The organism is Lampropedia puyangensis (assembly GCF_004833285.1).
Taxonomy (GTDB): Bacteria; Pseudomonadota; Gammaproteobacteria; order Burkholderiales; family Burkholderiaceae_C; genus Lampropedia; species Lampropedia puyangensis.
Genome location: NZ_STFG01000003.1, coordinates 196,676 through 211,496, shown reverse-complemented (window position 1 = coordinate 211,496; position 14,821 = coordinate 196,676). Strand labels below are relative to the sequence as shown.

General features: G+C 52.5%; 11 protein-coding genes. 4 read left to right on the top strand and 7 right to left on the bottom strand.

What is annotated here, in order from left to right:
- Window positions 1-17 precede the first annotated feature (17 nt).
- The 4 genes from truA to E9531_RS05185 form a co-directional block, all read right to left on the bottom strand.
- Window positions 18-875: a tRNA pseudouridine(38-40) synthase TruA gene (truA, locus tag E9531_RS05200; protein ID WP_136572684.1), complete on the bottom strand. Its 858-nt coding sequence runs from the start codon at window positions 873-875 to the stop codon at window positions 18-20.
- 171 nt (window positions 876-1,046) lie between these two features.
- The gene (locus E9531_RS05195; protein ID WP_136572683.1) at window positions 1,047-4,052 is read right to left on the bottom strand and encodes a FimV/HubP family polar landmark protein; all 3,006 of its coding nucleotides are present in this window, start codon (window positions 4,050-4,052) and stop codon (window positions 1,047-1,049) included.
- A gap of 325 nt (window positions 4,053-4,377) precedes the next feature.
- The gene (locus E9531_RS05190) at window positions 4,378-5,355 is read right to left on the bottom strand and encodes a Bug family tripartite tricarboxylate transporter substrate binding protein (RefSeq protein WP_136572682.1); all 978 of its coding nucleotides are present in this window, start codon (window positions 5,353-5,355) and stop codon (window positions 4,378-4,380) included.
- A 99-nt stretch (window positions 5,356-5,454) separates the two neighbouring features.
- On the bottom strand, window positions 5,455-6,504 hold the full coding sequence (locus tag E9531_RS05185; RefSeq protein ID WP_136572681.1) for a CDP-6-deoxy-delta-3,4-glucoseen reductase: 1,050 nt from the start codon (window positions 6,502-6,504) through the stop codon (window positions 5,455-5,457).
- Window positions 6,505-6,704: 200 nt separating this feature from the next.
- Between E9531_RS05185 and E9531_RS05180 the strand changes: the two genes are divergently transcribed.
- Window positions 6,705-7,733 (top strand): SDR family oxidoreductase, encoded by a 1,029-nt coding sequence (locus tag E9531_RS05180; RefSeq protein WP_342210844.1) that lies wholly within the window; start codon window positions 6,705-6,707, stop codon window positions 7,731-7,733.
- On the opposite strand, the gene E9531_RS05175 is transcribed toward E9531_RS05180, so the two are convergent.
- Window positions 7,699-8,949 carry a patatin-like phospholipase family protein gene (locus E9531_RS05175; RefSeq protein ID WP_136572680.1) on the bottom strand — a complete coding sequence of 417 codons (1,251 nt, stop codon included), beginning with the start codon at window positions 8,947-8,949 and terminating at the stop codon, window positions 7,699-7,701. The two genes, E9531_RS05180 and E9531_RS05175, sit on opposite strands and share 35 nt — an antisense overlap.
- A 79-nt stretch (window positions 8,950-9,028) precedes the next feature.
- Window positions 9,029-9,658 (bottom strand): restriction endonuclease, encoded by a 630-nt coding sequence (locus tag E9531_RS05170; RefSeq protein WP_136572679.1) that lies wholly within the window; start codon window positions 9,656-9,658, stop codon window positions 9,029-9,031.
- A 231-nt stretch (window positions 9,659-9,889) separates the two neighbouring features.
- Between E9531_RS05170 and apbC the strand changes: the two genes are divergently transcribed.
- The gene (gene apbC / locus E9531_RS05165) at window positions 9,890-10,978 is read left to right on the top strand and encodes an iron-sulfur cluster carrier protein ApbC (RefSeq protein ID WP_136572678.1); all 1,089 of its coding nucleotides are present in this window, start codon (window positions 9,890-9,892) and stop codon (window positions 10,976-10,978) included.
- A 117-nt stretch (window positions 10,979-11,095) separates the two neighbouring features.
- Window positions 11,096-11,740, top strand: a complete 645-nt coding sequence (locus tag E9531_RS05160) for a DUF2621 family protein (protein WP_136572677.1) — start codon at window positions 11,096-11,098, stop codon at window positions 11,738-11,740.
- Between the two features lie 22 nt (window positions 11,741-11,762).
- On the opposite strand, the gene E9531_RS05155 is transcribed toward E9531_RS05160, so the two are convergent.
- Window positions 11,763-12,875: a substrate-binding domain-containing protein gene (locus tag E9531_RS05155; RefSeq protein WP_136572676.1), complete on the bottom strand. Its 1,113-nt coding sequence runs from the start codon at window positions 12,873-12,875 to the stop codon at window positions 11,763-11,765.
- A gap of 248 nt (window positions 12,876-13,123) precedes the next feature.
- Here E9531_RS05155 and E9531_RS05150 point away from each other — a divergent pair, with 248 nt between their 5' ends.
- Window positions 13,124-14,788 carry an OFA family MFS transporter gene (locus E9531_RS05150; protein WP_136572675.1) on the top strand — a complete coding sequence of 555 codons (1,665 nt, stop codon included), beginning with the start codon at window positions 13,124-13,126 and terminating at the stop codon, window positions 14,786-14,788.
- The last annotated feature ends 33 nt before the right edge of the window (window positions 14,789-14,821 follow it).

Here is a 14,821-nt window from a genome sequence, read left to right as displayed (position 1 = left end):
AGCTTTTATTGGTAATGTCAGCAGGCCGTAAAACTACTGGCCCCAGGGATGTAGTCAAACAGCGCTGAGCTTTGAGGTAGCTGCCAGTGTGCGTCGTAACGCGGACCAAGAAAATACAAGCCGTCTGGCGAAAAAGTTGGCGCAGCTGCATCTCGAGAACGCGCTTGTAATACATGGCGCATCCATTCAGGCGGCTGAGCGCCTTGCCCGACCATAATTAAACAGCCCATGATGTTGCGGATCATGTGGTGTAGAAAAGCATTGGCTTCAAATTCGAATCGCCAATAGCACGTGGGTATTGAACGTTCGCTTGAAGATGCCGGTGCGTGTCCCATGCGCATGGGGGTAGCGTTGATGTGAATGGCTGAAATGGTTTTGACCGGTGTGAGCGCTTGGCAGGCTGCTGCGCGAAACGACGTGAAATCATGTTCGCCAAGAAGTGTGTTTGCCGCTTCTTGCATGGCGTGAAGGTTCAATTCCGAAAACACCCAGCCAACCCGTGTCGCATCAATACTGGGCCGAACGGCAGACTGCAAAAGAACATAGGCATAGCGACGGCTACGGGCCTGATTGCGTGCATGGAAATCATCTGTCACTTGGCGTGCCCACTGCACAGCAATGTCGGTGGGGAGGTAGCGGTTGGTTCCTCTAACCCAGGAAATTTCTTCTCGCTCAACTGGGGCATCAAAATGTACCACTTGCCCCAATCCATGTACGCCAGTGTCTGTACGTCCTGCGCACAAAGTGGAGACTGGGTGGCCCGCAAATTGCGTAAGTGCCGCTTCCAGTCGGTCTTGGACTGTATGGCCATCAGGTTGACTTTGCCAACCGTGATAGCGTTGCCCGTTGTAGCTAATGCCAAGTGCAATACGCATAAAAAGGCCTGTGCAAGCGAGAAAAGGTGCAAGTGCTGCACCCTGAAAAACCAACGCCGAAGCAGAGGGCTTCGGCGTTAATAAGAAAAGCAATCCAGCATGGCCGCGGTCAAAAAGATGCCTACCCATGCCTACCAACTAACGTGGATGGGCTTTGATGAGTTGAAAATTCTAGCTTAAGTCCGCCAGTAATTTCTTTGCTTGACCCTGAAGTTCTGTGTCGCCTGCGAGTTTCACGACTTCCTCAGCCAAGGCTTTTGCGCCTTCACTGTCGCCTAATGCCAAGAACTCCTTGGCTAAAGCGAGTTTGGTGGCCAGTGGGTTGTCTGATGAGTAGTCCTGCAAATCCAAGCTAGCGAGTGTGCTGTCTCCAGATAACTGTGTCGTGCTGCTTGTTGTTGGCTTGTCATCAAAGGACTCGAAATCCAGACTGGAAAGATCAAGCTCAAGCGTTTTCGTCAAGTCATCGCTGCTGCTTGGTAAAGCGGTAGAGATATCGGTTGGCAAGGCAGATGGAATATCCAGCGAATTGGCAATGTCCGAAAAGTCGTCGAGTGCTTCAAGCGGCGCTGCTGCATGGGTGTCCTCGTCTGTTAACGTAGCCTGCGCTGCTGTGCGGGATTTGTCGTCCGCCGATGTGTCGTGCAACGTACCGCTTTGTGTAGGTTCAGCCAAGAAGTTTTCGAACTCTAATGAGTTGTCGCTGTTCGCAGGCAGCCCTGCCGGGCTGGTATGCAACTCTTCAACTTCACTTTTAGGAGCGGGGGTGTCCAGCTGTAAATCCAAGTCCAAATCTGCCAAGCTGGCCGCAGCGGATACGGTTCCAAGGCGGCTATCTAGTTTGCTATCTGAGTGCTTGCTAGAAGGGGAAATAGATGATTGCTGGAAGTCGAAATCCAGGCCAGATAATGGACCAAAACCAGAGAGGATACTGGAATCACCCCCTACCTTTGCCTCATTCAATGGGATATTTTCTGCAGACTCTTTGTACAGAGCATTGCTTGGGTCGAGGTTGCGTCCGAGTTCTGCAATCTTGCTCCATTCAATTCCACTTTGCTGAGTCAGACGCGCAATTTCTTGCGCTTTCGACTCGAATGAAAGGCGGTCTTGTCGGGATGCATATATTTCAGCCAAACGCACTTTGATTGCGGTGCGGGTGGGGTTTGTGACTTCGGCTTCTTTCAGAACCTCTTCTGCTTGCTGGTCGCGACCATAAGCCAGCAGTACGTCAGCTTCCAGTACCGGATCGCCTTCACCTGTAGCATCGATTTGGCTTGGCGAGTAGGACATCGACGATACACCGGTGGACATACCTGTCGTGTTGGATTTTGTTGAAACGTCTTCTTCGGATTGTTCTTTGCCTTGATCTACCTTGGCATTGTTGCTGTTGAAAAATGAATCAGGGATATTGCCGCTGTTTTCATAGACAACATCGCCCCCTTTACGACCTTTGCGGTAGCGGTAATAGCCCCAGCCAAGGAGCAGTGCCAACAGGCCACCACCTGCAGCAGGGAGCATGGGGTATTCGTCCAGGAAACTGTTTTCGACGGGAGCAGGAGCAGGAGCAGGAGCAGGAGCAGGAGCAGGAGCAGGAGCAGGAGCAGGAGCAGGAGCAGGAGCAGGAGCAGGAGCAGGAGCAGGAGCAGGAGCAGGAGCAGGAGCAGGAGCAGGAGCAGGAGGCTCAGACGCTACTGTTGCAGTGCTTTCCGTGGTGAGTTGAGGAGACGGCAGCGTGACAGGCGCTGCGGTTTCAACAGTTATTCCAGGGGAGGGCGGTTCCGTGTCTGCAGTGCTGTTAGGTGGCGTTGCAACAGGTGCTTGAGGTGAAGTATCGACGGTGCCTGTGGAAGGTGGCTGCTCAGCAGCTATGCTGCTGTCGGGTTTTGTCTGAGCTGTTTGTGCCGTTTTGTTTGCTTCCTTGAGCAGCTCTTCCATGCGGCGGGTATTGTCCTCAGCTTCCTTTTTACGTGCAGCATCTTCTTGGGCTTGCAGTTGTGCAGCGATGCGCGCTTCTTCCGCTTTTCTTGCTTCGTTGGCTTTTTGCGAAGTCAGCTCCAACTTGTCACTTTCATTGGCAGCTGTTGGTGCTGTAGGGGGTGTTGTCACCTTACCAGCGGAAGTGTCTGCCGCTTGCACAGCTACCGGTGCCGTTGGAACATTGCGTGCAACTTGGCCGCGGTACTGGTTGAAATCGCGCGTTTGCGCTGCAATTAGGCGGCGTGCTTCCTGTGCTGAGACGGATTGAACCTGATCAACTTCTGGAATATTCAATACGACCCCAGAACGCAGCAGGTTCACATTGCCATTAATGAATGCTTGAGGATTTGATCGCTGCAAGGCTAGCAACATTTGGTCAAGCGAGACGTTGGATGGTAGATGGCGTCTGGCAATTGAACCGGCTGTGTCACCTCTGCGTGTTGTGATGCTACCGACACTCGCTGACGCTGTTGCGCGAGAGACTTCTGTGCTTGCTGGACGAGATGCTGCGGGGGATGATGCTTTAGTCGCTGTCGCAGGTGTAGTTTTGTCTGTATTTTTTGTCGCTGGCCTTACCGTGCCGGAGACGGACTGGCCTTGGCTGCGCATCCATGCTGTTGCGCGTTGGTACACATCGGAGTCCATGCTGCTTTGGCCTGCGGCGGGCGAAACTACTGCGGGCACAGATGGAGGTGCAATTGGAGCCGCTGCGGCGCTTGTAATTGGCGCTTCAGGCGCTGTGGCTGATGCTTGGGATGGGCTGACTTGGGCTTGCGTAATTTTCGATGAGGGCGGATCAAGCAATAAGGCATAACTGCGGACAGTGTTGCCTCCATTCCATGATGTGTTGAGCACCAAATCAACAAATGGCTCGTTGACTGGCGCATGCGTGCTTAACTGCAGTATTGCACTCCCATCGGAGCGACGCTGCAGAGTCACTTGCAACTGCGTCATGATGGACGAGTAGTTGGCACCATGGGCATTAAAAACATCTGGTGATGCTGGATTAGCGCGCAGCGATTGTGCTTCATCTGCACTGAGGTTTGTCACTGGGATGACTGCGCGCAATGGCTCTCCCAGATTGGATTGCACGCGGATTTGTCCTAGTGTCAAAGCCGATGCATCAGACCATTGCAGACCTGCCGCTACAAGAATGGCTGCGGTGAGGGCAGAGTGTTTCCAGCGGTACGTATTTGCCATTTGCTTCTTTTATTAAATGTAAGAAATGTTGGTGTTATCGACTGAGTGAGCTAGTGTAACCGTCGTGAGGTTACCGATTTTCCTAGTCTTGAACATGCCCAGATATATCGGGCGACGATATCAGCAATGAAATAGCCTGACAAGGCTATTGAAGTTGATTTGCTGTTACGAATACAAACACCTTGCGGCCTGTTGCCTGATGGCAACGAATATCAGGATTAAGAGACAAATCATGGAGTTGGCATGGTCTATTAATAATATTTCTAATCAATCAATAACAATGCCAAATACGGTCACTAAGGACGGCATGTGAACGCCATTCTATTCAATCGACTTTGGCGCCTGTGGCTTTGACTATGGGTTCATAGCGTGCACGTTCTTGCGCCATGAATTGATCAAAGGCAGGGGCTTTGCTGATGACAGGCTCTGCGAGTAATGCTTTAAAGCTTTTTCTGATCGTTTCTGATTCTAGCGCAGCAGAGAAGGCCGCATTGAGTTGCTCAATGGTGCTTTTGGGGGTGCTGGCGGGAGCAACTAGGCCCCACCATGTATCAATAGTGAAGCCGGGCAATGTTTGTGCCATGCTAGGGACTCCGGGCAGGAAGTCGCTGGGTTGCTCTGTGGTGACGGCTAAGGCGATCAATTTACCTGCTCGAATGTTCGCCGCAGCTGCCGCTAAGTTGTCGAAGTTGAAGTCAACTTCTTTGGATAGCAATGCAAGCTGCGCAGGGTTGGCGCCGTTGTAGGGGATATGTACGGCTTGCACGTTGGCCATTTGCTTGAAAAGTTCACCAGCAAGGTGGCCAGCGCTGCCATTTCCGCCACTTCCATAGTTCAACTGGCCTTCGTGTTCGCGCCCGTATGCGATCAGGTCTTGCAGCGTGTGGATGTTCAGCTCTTTTGCGCGCTCGCTGTTCATAACCAGCACATTCGGGACCCGTGCAACAGGCGTTACGGCAGCGAAATCGGTATTGGGGTTATAAGGGGTGCTCGAATAGAGCCAAGGGTTGATGGCCATGGTGGCTACTGCGGCAATACCCAGTGTCTTGCCATCGGGTTTGGCACGGGCCACTTGTCCTATCCCAATATTTCCGCCTGCGCCAGGTCGGTTTTCCACAATCACGGTGCCTAATGTATCTTTCACTGACTCAGCCAGAATTCTGGCCGTGGTATCGAGTGGGCCACCTGGGCCATAGGGCACGACGATGGTGGTGACTGTGTCTGCATAAGCTGTGGTTGTGATGGTGCAGAGGCTGGCTATGCACAAGGCGGCTGTTGCAAGGGTTTGAATGGTTTTTTTCATACTGGGCATCCCTTCATCTTGATATGTATGATTTCGCGGTTATTTCGCTATTGGGTGTTTGCGTGTGTAAGGTCTGCATCTGCTTCGGTGGGGCGCCTGTTATGCCGCCAAGTCTGCCGCAGTGGTGAATGCGTCGGCGAAAAATTGCTCGGGAGGTAATCCGCGCAAGCTCGTGTATGCACGATGGGCACGATCGATCACGATAGGGGCGCCGCAGGCATACACTTGGTAGCCAGCAAGTGAGTCAAAATCTTCAAGAACAGCTTGGTGAACAAAGCCTGTTCGCCCTTGCCAAGCATCCTCTGGTTGTGCATCGGAGATGACTGGAATGTAGCGCAGCTGGGGCAAATCGTGCGCTTTTTCTTGTAGCCACGTGTCAAGGTACAAGTCATTTGGTCTGCGGCCTCCCCAGTAAAAATGGATAGGACGTGTGATTTGCCGGTGTGCTGCATGCTCAAGAATGGCTTTGATAGGCGCAAAACCTGTTCCTGAGGCCAATAAGATGATGGGTTTGTCGGTGTCTTCTCTCAGGTAGAAGCTACCAAAGGGCCCCTCAATACGCAAAATCTCCTTTTCTTTCATGCTGCCAAAGACATGATCGGTGAACAGTCCTCCGGGAAAGTGGCGAATGTGCAGCTCCAGCCTTGGGCTGATGGCCTGTTCGTGGGGCGCGATTGCCACAGAGTAAGCCCTGCGTGAGCCATCCTTGAGTAGGAACTCAACGTATTGACCTGCGTGGTATTGGAATGCTTCCATTGCAGGCAATTGCAATTGCACCTGCATCACGTCATGACTTACGCGGGTCAGACTGGTCACGCGGGTGGGCATTTTTCGTATGGGAAACGCATCAGCTAATGTGACTTGACGCGATTCAATCGTGACGGGCGTTAACGCTTTGGCTCGACAGGTCAGGATATAACCCTCTTGCAGCTCCTCTGCCGATAATGCTTTGCTGGCGTAAGACAACATGTGGGTTTCACCCTGCAGTTTCTTGCATTTGCAAGAACCGCATGCGCCATCTTTACACCCATAGGGCAGGCCCACGCCTTGTCTGATGGCAGCAGAGAGAATCAGTTCGTCAGGGGCAATGTCAAAAGAGCGCGAACTAGGGAGGACTGTGACGTTAAGGCGAGAGGTGGGGCTGGTCATTGTGAATGGGGGTGAAAGGTGCTTGCCAAGCAAGCAGTCTTGATCACTCGCAAAAAAACAAAGGCATTCCAATCATGTTGCAATAGCGCGTTCAGGGATGCAGCGTGCTGTGCACGCTAGGATTGCGCCTTTGGGATGCGTGGAGCAATAGGAGGTGTGTCACCGCTGTCGCTCATGCATGCCTCATACATACATGCTCCATGAATAGGAAACCCATTATTGTGCCGTCGATTACTTCGTTCGCCCAGCAACACCCTGTGCGGCGCTCCAGTGTCATGCCTTATGCAAGGGGCGTATACAAACTAGTACGCGGTACTGTTGGGGCGTTGCCTATGCGTTTTAGACGTGCGCGGATTTTAGTGGTGGGGTGTGGCGATGTGGCTTTGCGCGTGGTGCAGTTGGGGCAAAAGGCACCAAGAAGGATTTGGCGTGCATTGACCTCCAGCCCTGATCGTTTAGCGGATTTGCGCAGCAGTGGAATGACTCCATTGCGAGGGAATCTGGATCAACCCGACACATTACGGCGTTTGGCAGGCTTGGGCACACACATTGTGTATTGTGCACCACCTAGCCAACAAGGTGTTAGCGATGAGCGTATGCGGGCTTTGTTGCGAGCCGTGCAGCAGACTCAACAACGCATTCAAAGTGTGGCCTATGTGTCGACCTCTGGCGTGTATGGGGATTGCCAAGGGGAGTGGGTGACAGAGACCCGGCCTGTGGCGCCAGCGAATGCACGAGCAGTGCGGCGTGTAGACGCCGAGCGTCAAATACGCTATCTGGCATCTGATGGCGTGCGTGCAACGGTGCTGCGCGCACCGGGGATTTACGCACTCAACCGTCCTAATGGTTCACCTGCCACGCGGTTGATGAAGCAAGTGCCTGTGCTACGGCCAGAAGACGATGTATTTACCAACCATATCCATGCGGATGACTTGGCGCGGGCGTGCTGGCTGGCATTGTGGAGAGGCAAGACTGGGCGGGTATTTAACGCCAATGACGATACCGCGATGTTGATGGGCGATTATTTTGACTATTCAGCCCAGGTTTTAGGTTTACCTGCGCCGCCACGCATTAGTCGCAATGAGGCAGAGCACTGCTTTAGTGCATTGCAGATGAGTTTCTTGTCCGAGTCCCGGCGCTTGTCCAATCTCCGCATCAAACGTGAATTACGCATGCAGTGGCGCTATCCCACTATCAAGCAGGGGTTGAGTCCTGGGCGGCCGGTATAGCTTCAGGCCATTGCCATCCCAGAAACGCGCATATTTCTTGGGAGCGTTGCAAAGTGTCTTGCATGCCTAGTGCCATCAATGCTTGGGTAAAGGGGGCTTCGAACAGTAAATAACTTAACAAGGCTGATTGCCCCAGTTGTTTGGCATCTTGGTTGGTGCCTAGGGCGCCTAATAAAGCGCGGATGCTTGCGGGCAAGTGGTGCATGTGCTGCGCAGCGAGGTGGTCAATGTTTTGCGATGGAGTGATCACCAGTGACTCTATCGAATGTAGGCCGCTTTGTGCAATTTGTTCTGGTGACATCAGGCTTAACGTGTGGTTGATGCGCGTTAAGCGTTCAATGTCAGTGGCCAGGCCATCATGAAAAATGCTGGAAAGCGCGTGGCCTGCAATCTGTGCGAGTGACGGTGCTGCCACATAATCGGGAGTCGGAGCGGCAGATACTGGACTGGCGCGACTGGCTCCAATCACCAAAATACGCCTAGCACCTAGGTGAATGGCGGGTGCCATTGGGGCCGCATGGCGCATTGATCCGTCACCAAAAAATGCATCTCCTTCTGGCATAGCCACTGCTTGCGCTGGAAATACAAAAGGAATGGCTGCAGATGCCAGCAGGTGGTTGTAGTGCAGTTGTGTATGGGCTGCCAGGCGTTGTGTGCGCTGCCACGGTTGCGGTCTTGCCGCTGAATCGTAGAAAGTGATATGGCGTCCACTGGTATAGCTAAAGGCCGATACCGCGACAGAATGCAAGTGGCCAGATGCAATCAGCGCTGGTATGCGGTCAAGGTCAATATGTTGCTGGAGCAGGGATGCTAGCGGTGCGTTATCCAGTAAGGCTTGCGGTTGGGATCGTCCCCAACGGGCCAATGCCCACCCAAGGGATAGCAGACTCAGCCAACGTGCGCCAGTGCGGATGAGGCTCCAAGAGTCTGCGCGGTAAACCTGATCAACCGTTAGCGATGCCCATGTTTTTTCCAGTCTTGCGACTGCGGCTTCAAAGTCATCGGCTCCACTGGCCAAAGCGGCCAAATTGATTGCGCCTGCCGATGTTCCCACCAATATGCCAAAAGGAGAGGGCTTGAAAACGGCTGTTTGCTGCGCATGCAACAGTGCTATGCCTTTGAGAACCCCCACTTGATAGGCTGCACGTGCGCCTCCTCCGGAAAATACCAACGCCGTTTGGGCGGCATGCTGTTGGTATTGGCGTCGTGACGGCATAGCAAGTCTCCATACGTGGGTGGTGGCAATACCGTGGGAAGGACGGGCCAGATCGCCAAGGGACGTTACGCTTTTTTTGTTATTCGGCGTTTGGAGGGAGCTTGCCTAATAAGAAAAGCGATAGGGAATCACCAGACCAGACTTGGATGTTGTGTTCTCGCGCATAGCGTTGGGCTGGGGGGCTGAGTTCGCCCTCGACGGCAAAATATAAACCATGGTGGATGCCAGTGGCTTCCATCGCTTCTGCCAATTGTCGCAATGGCTCTAAACCATGTACTGCCGCTTTCCAGCGGCGCGCATAGACTAGGGTGTACTTGCCTTCTTGCGCGATGCGCCAGTCTGCGCCGGCATGTTCAGATGCTGTGGCATGAATGCCGAGAATGCGCCATGACTCCAATGAGTTTTTGGAAAAAGTGTCCCAATTCATTTGATTGGCCTGGGTCAACACGGCAGCTCGGCGTTCTTGGCTTGGCATATGCAGTTGGCGCCAACCAGCAACCAAGCCCACGAGTAAAAGCGGAAAGGTACTGACGATGGCGAAAAACACATATTCACGCGGGATAAAAGCCGCGAGCAATGCAGACAAGGCTATGGCCAGCATAATGCTGACCCACCACGGTGAACGTAGCAAAATACCAAAAATGGAATGGCGTGGAATCGAGAATTTCACAGCAATATGCGTTTCAAGAAATGGGAATGCGTGCTGCATTTTTAGTTGCAGTCAAACAGCATTTTCTGTTGATTTGAATGTGTAGATCGCAACCGCGTAATGCTTTTTTGGTGTTGTGCGTCATCACTGCATAAGAAGTGTCTTGGCATTCGGCAATATTAGGTTTGCTGATCTGTCTATGAATAGACATAGGCACGCAAACTCATGCATTGTAATGACGCGCTCCTTCTGCGTTCGATCTCCCTTTATTCAGGAAAGTACTATCTCAAAATGGCAGTGCAGGAACAGGCCCTGCTCGCAGCGCTGGCGAGTGTAAAAGATATTTATACCGGCGAAGATATTGTCGTAAGCAAACGCGTCCAAGGCCTTCAAATTGATGGTGACCACGTCACCTTGAAGGTGGTAATGCCGTATCCGGCAAAATCGCTGGAAGCAGGGCTTCGTGCTGCGATTGAAGCAGCGGCAAAGCAAGTTGGCGCAACAAATGTTGACATTTCGTTTGAATTGAAAGTCATCGCCCATGCGGTGCAGCAAGGAGTGCAGCTATTGCCTCAGGTGCGCAACATCATTGCGGTTGCCTCAGGCAAAGGGGGGGTAGGAAAAAGCACTACCGCAGTTAATCTGGCATTGGCCTTGGTGCAAGAAGGCGCTCGCGTGGGGATTTTGGATGCGGATATTTATGGTCCCAGCCAGCCGATGATGTTAGGTGTTCAGCAGCGTCCAGAAAGCGACGATGGCAAAACGATGCAGCCCGTGGAAAATCATGGCATCCAAGCTATGTCGATTGGCTTCTTGGTCAAGCAGGATGAGGCGATGGTATGGCGTGGCCCAATGGCGGTGCAGGCGCTGGAGCAAATGCTGAGGCAGACCAATTGGCATGACCTGGACTATTTGATCATCGACATGCCGCCTGGCACTGGTGATATTCAGCTGACTTTGAGCCAGCGCGTGCCTTTGACTGGAGCGGTGATTGTGAGCACCCCGCAAGACATTGCGCTATTAGATGCGCGTAAAGGCATTCGCATGTTCGAGAAGGTGGGTGTGCCGATTTTGGGAATGGTGGAAAACATGGCTGCGCACATTTGCAGCCAATGTGGCCACACCGAACATATTTTTGGTGAGGACGGTGGCAAGCGTTTGGCCACTGAAATTGGTATTGATTACCTCGGTGCCTTGCCTTTAGATATGCAAATTCGGCTTCAGGCCGATGGCGGTGCACCTACTGTAGTGGCCGATCCTGATGGCAAAGTGGCTCGCCTGTACCGTGGTATTGCGTTGCAAGTGGCCGCAAAGGTGGCCAAGCGCAGCAAAGATTACAGCCATAAGTTTCCCTCTATTACGATCAGCAAAGCGACCTGATTCACGCAACCACATGTCTGCAGTGCGCCCCTTTTGAGCTGAAGGGGCGCCGTTGTGTGAGTGTGCTCATGTTGCCGCTATGATGGTCAATCGCGTTTTTGATCAGGGGTACTCAGCATGTTTTTCGGAGTCAGCCATATTGTTATTCCCGTAACGCAGCTTGAGCGAGCTGTCGGCTTGTGGCGCGATGTGGCCGGATTTACCGAAGCCAAGCGTGGGGAAGGCTATGTGGACATCGATTCAGGCAATATGTTATTGAGGTTGTTGGCAGTGCCTGAGGTGGAGGCGAACGTCTCATTGCGATTGAGCGTAGGCGATGTGGCACAAACTTACCAAGCATTGCTGGCTGCAGGTGCACAGTCACGCTATGCACCGATGAAAACGCCTGAACTCGAGGAAATCGCCTGTGTGAGTGATGCAGATGGCCATTCCATTGTTTTGTGGCGTACCTTGACCGAAGATGAATGGGGTTTTGTCCCTGAATTGCCGAAAGAGCAAGGTCTTTGGCAACCTGAGGCTGAGGCATTGCTTAAACGCTTGCTTTTGCATGTGCCAGCTTTGTTTCGCATGTTGGCTAGGCGCAAAAGCACTCGTGTGATTGAGATGATTGCGGCTGAAGAGAAAAGTCCCGTTACGCGGGAGATCGTGATTAGAGGCTACATCACATCATCGGCCAAGGCCACACGATTTAGGTTGATTGCACCTTTACGTGCCGAAGGTATCAATCCTGATGATTACAAAGCAGATTTTGATTATGAATAGCGTCAAACCCCGTGCTTTGCATTCAGTTTTTGCCCACTTTTAAACCTTGTATCGCATTGTTTTTGAACGTGAAGCCGGGGAACGCTTGCTGCAGGCTGATAGCCTCACCCAGCCGCCACGGCGCGTAGCCATGAAAGCGGTTGACTTCTGCACTAAATAGCGGGTTGTGCAAGGCATTGAGCAAGGTTTGGTAGCCAGGTAGTGTGCGTGATGCCTCATGACACAGTAAGAAGTAGCGTTCGGTAGCCACAGGAATGAAGTCTAGCTGGAATTGCCTTGCCGCTGCTTCCAGACCAAACCCGACATCGGCCATGCCACTGGCCACATAGGCGGCAACGGCTGCGTGCGTGTATTCCCCTTGCTCATAACCGTGGATATGGTGCGGATCAATTTGTGCTTCTTGCAGCATACAGTCAAGCAGCAAGCGGGTGCTCGACTCACGTTGCCGGTTGATAAAACGCACTTGGGGGCGGGCGAGGTCCTGTATCTCATAAATTTTTAATGGATTCCCTGCTGCCACCATGAATCCTTGCCTGCGCGTGCAGACATTAATGAGAAAGTGTGCTTGCGAATCTAGCCATGGCGTGTAATGCTCAAGAACCTGTTGTTCGAAAATTCCCATTGGCACAGGAAAACCTGCCACATCACACAATAAATCATGCAACGACGAGACAGCTTGTACGCTGGTCACGTATTTGTGTTGCACTCGCTCGTCTTCTTGGCGCATTAATGCCAGCAGCTGGTTGATCGCCAATCCATAGCTGGCATGAATACGCAACAGTGCTGCATTGCTGGTGATGCGTTCGATTTCTGCGGCAAGTTCGGAGGCCAGCGAGTCGAGCGTAGGCGCTAAGCGGGCTTGGATACGGTGGTCGGCCCAAACCAGTTTTTCTCCTAAAGCGGTTAATTTGGAACCCTTGCCGCGTTCCATTAACAGTAGCGGTGCGCCGAAAAGCGATTCGCCCTCGCGAACCAATTGCCAAGCGTGCCGATAGGACGCACCCAATTGCTGGCAGGCGGTGGCCAGGCTTCCATGGCGATGCACTTGCGTGAGCAGCTCAATAACGCGTGAGGAAAGAGCGCGCCCATCCGGTTGCTCAATAGTCCATTGAGGCTTGATTGATACCTTGTGCAATCTCGGGGTCCTGTTGTTTTGGGCTGGTTGGGTTAAGAACGTTGTAAGGTCGGCTGAATTTAATATGCTTTTAAAAGCATATTAAATGTGTTTTGCTTAACAGTAATACTGGTTGTAACAAATCATATTTGAGTAAATATAGATTGTGTTTACATTCGCCGCACTCACGATTTACAAAATATGCGATTCACAGCATATGTAAATGATAGTTGTTTCAGCTATCAAGTCAATCCACCACAGAGGAGCACATGAACACAGCAACGCTGCCTATGGACAGCGCCGGACGTCCCGGCTTTTTGTCAAAAGAACGAATCATTGCCGGTCCCGGTTTTAACCGCTGGCTTGTCCCGCCTTGTGCCTTGGCCATCCATCTATGTATTGGTATGGCATACGGTTTTTCTGTTTTCTGGCTGCCTTTATCGCAAATGCTGCAAAAAGCTGGGGCTGGCGCTGCGTGCGGGCCAGAAGTGAGCTTCTTTCAGGAGCTTTTCACCACAAGTTGTGATTGGAAGGTATCGACCCTCGGCTGGATGTATACCCTGTTCTTTGTGTTCTTGGGGTTGTCTGCTGCTATTTGGGGGGGCTGGCTTGAACGCGTTGGGCCGCGCCGCGTGGGCATCATTGCCACGCTGTGCTGGTGTGGCGGTATGCTGTTTTCAGCCCTTGGCGTATATACGCATCAGTTCTGGATGATGATTCTGGGGTCAGGCGTCATCGGGGGGATTGGTTTGGGCTTAGGCTATATCTCGCCTGTGTCGACTTTGATCAAGTGGTTCCCTGATCGTCGCGGTATGGCGACAGGGATGGCCATCATGGGGTTTGGTGGTGGAGCCATGATCGGGTCCCCATTGGCCGTCGAGTTGCTGAAGATTTTCAGCACACCTACGGAGACAGGCGTATGGCAAACCTTTGTGGTTATGGCTCTGATTTATCTCGTATTCATGACTGGTGGCGCTTTGGGCTACCGTGTACCTCCAACGGGATGGAAGCCTGAGGGCTGGACTCCACCTGCAGCCAACAGCGGCAAGGCCATGATCACGCAGCGTCATGTGCACGTGAAAAAAGTATGGGGCATTCCGCAGTTCTGGTTGCTGTGGGTGGTGCTGTGCATGAACGTGTCTGCTGGTATTGGCGTGATTGGTATGGCTTCGCCAATGTTGCAGGAGGTGTTTGCTGGCAGCTTGATCGGTATCGAGAAAACCTTTGGTGAGCTGAGCGCACAAGAGCTGACCTCTATTGCGATCGTGGCCGGTGGCTTTACTGCGTTGCTGAGTCTTTTCAATATTGGTGGTCGTTTCTTCTGGGCCAGCATGTCCGATAAATTGGGCCGCAGGTTGACCTATTCGATCTTCTTTATTTTGGGTGGCTTGTTGTACTGGAGTATTCCTTCCAGTGCGTCGGCTGGCAGCACTTTATTGTTTGTGGGGGCCATTTGCATCATCTTGTCCATGTATGGAGGCGGTTTTGCCACGATTCCTGCGTACTTGGCTGACTTATTCGGAACCCAATTCGTGGGGGCTATCCATGGTCGTTTGCTGACTGCTTGGGCTACAGCAGGCATTCTGGGGCCGGTGGTCGTGAACTACATGCGCGAATACCAGCTTGGCATGGGGTTGCCACGTGCGCAGGTGTACAACCAAACCATGTATATCTTGGTGGGCATGTTGGTGATTGGTTTGATTGCCAATTTACTGGTTCGCCCGGTGGCCGATAAACACTTTATGACTGATGATGAGTTGGCTGCAGAGAAAAAAATTGCCAATGAGCGTGTTGCTGCAGCAGAAGTGACAGGTAGCGGCAGTGGTGGCGCTACACCTACGGGTGTGGTGGTGGCCGCTTGGTTGCTGGTTGGTATTCCTCTGCTGTGGGGAACGTATCGCACGCTGCTCAGTGCGGCGAAATTCTTCCATTGATGGTGTTCAGCACAGTGTAGTGAGCAATTGCAA

What these genes read in the sequence shown, in the direction of transcription:
- truA (WP_136572684.1), bottom strand. Translation starts at nt 875, where the DNA reads ATGCGTATTGCACTTGGCATTAGCTACAACGGGCAACGCTATCACGGT.
- E9531_RS05195 (WP_136572683.1), bottom strand. Translation starts at nt 4,052, where the DNA reads ATGGCAAATACGTACCGCTGGAAACACTCTGCCCTCACCGCAGCCATT.
- E9531_RS05190 (WP_136572682.1), bottom strand. Translation starts at nt 5,355, where the DNA reads ATGAAAAAAACCATTCAAACCCTTGCAACAGCCGCCTTGTGCATAGCC.
- E9531_RS05185 (WP_136572681.1), bottom strand. Translation starts at nt 6,504, where the DNA reads ATGACCAGCCCCACCTCTCGCCTTAACGTCACAGTCCTCCCTAGTTCG.
- E9531_RS05180 (WP_342210844.1), top strand. Translation starts at nt 6,705, where the DNA reads ATGAATAGGAAACCCATTATTGTGCCGTCGATTACTTCGTTCGCCCAG.
- E9531_RS05175 (WP_136572680.1), bottom strand. Translation starts at nt 8,949, where the DNA reads ATGCCGTCACGACGCCAATACCAACAGCATGCCGCCCAAACGGCGTTG.
- E9531_RS05170 (WP_136572679.1), bottom strand. Translation starts at nt 9,658, where the DNA reads ATGCAGCACGCATTCCCATTTCTTGAAACGCATATTGCTGTGAAATTC.
- apbC (WP_136572678.1), top strand. Translation starts at nt 9,890, where the DNA reads ATGGCAGTGCAGGAACAGGCCCTGCTCGCAGCGCTGGCGAGTGTAAAA.
- E9531_RS05160 (WP_136572677.1), top strand. Translation starts at nt 11,096, where the DNA reads ATGTTTTTCGGAGTCAGCCATATTGTTATTCCCGTAACGCAGCTTGAG.
- E9531_RS05150 (WP_136572675.1), top strand. Translation starts at nt 13,124, where the DNA reads ATGAACACAGCAACGCTGCCTATGGACAGCGCCGGACGTCCCGGCTTT.